Source organism: Streptomyces sp. WM6386 (assembly GCF_000972385.1).
In the GTDB taxonomy this organism is placed as follows: domain Bacteria; phylum Actinomycetota; class Actinomycetes; order Streptomycetales; family Streptomycetaceae; genus Streptomyces.
The window spans coordinates 1-948 of the sequence record NZ_JXTE01000237.1; the positions used below are offsets into that span (position 1 = coordinate 1).

The window sequence follows — 948 nt, forward strand, 5'->3', positions numbered from 1 at the left end:
GAGTTCCTCGAGGAACACGAGGCCCTCGGACTCCAGAGCGGACGCGGCGGCGCCGTCGCCGGCGTGTGGGTGCGCGGCAGGGACGGCGAGGCGCGAGGCGGCTGGGGCGAGAAGTACCTCATCGACGCGGACTTCGTCGTCGACGCCACCGGCCGCAAGTCCAAAGCCCCGCAATGGCTGGAGGACCTCGGCTACGAGCGCCCGCAGGAGTCCGTGGTCGACGCGAAGACCGCGTACGCCACCTCCGTCTACGAGCCCCCCGCCGGCCATGTCGCCGACTGGTCCTGCATGCTGCTGATGGCCTCGGCCGACATCCCCCGCCAGGGCATCCTCAACCCGATCGAGGGCGGGCGCTGGATGGTGTCGGTCTCCGCCAGCGGCGGAGACCGCCCGCCCACCGACCACGAAGGGCTGCTGCGCGCCGCGGGCCCCCTGCGCGACCCGGTGCTGCGCGACGTCATCGAGTCCGCCCCCCCGCTCGAGCCGGTCCACGGCTCGGGCCGCACCGAGAACCGCTGGCGGCACTACGAGAAGCTGAGCCGCTGGCCCGACGGATTCCTCGTCATCGGCGACGCCTTCGGCGGATTCAACCCCTCCTACGGGCAGGGCATGTCCGTCGCCGTCCAGTGCGCCCAGGTGCTGAGCGAAAGACTCGCCGCGCACGGCACGCACATCGGACTGGCCGGCCGCCTGCGCAAGGCCTTCGCCCGCACCATGACCCCCGCCTGGCAGCTGGCCACCGGCATGGACTTCTCCTATCCCTGGGTCTACGAGGTCACCCGGCCCGACGCGGTGACGCGGTTCGGCAAGCGCTACGTGGACCGCCTCACCGCCGCCGCGGTCACCCACCGGCACGCGGCCCTGCTGATGCTGCTGCAACTCCTTCTTGTGTCCCGGCTGCCGTGGCTGGACCGCCGCATCGGCATGGACCGGCTCACAGTGTGGCAT

The 948-nt window shown here is 72.0% G+C and carries 1 protein-coding gene; it reads left to right on the top strand.

Annotated elements, in window-relative coordinates; genetic code table 11:
• On the top strand, positions 1-948 hold a 948-nt coding region (locus tag TN53_RS40970), incomplete at both ends, for an NAD(P)/FAD-dependent oxidoreductase (RefSeq protein ID WP_420719167.1).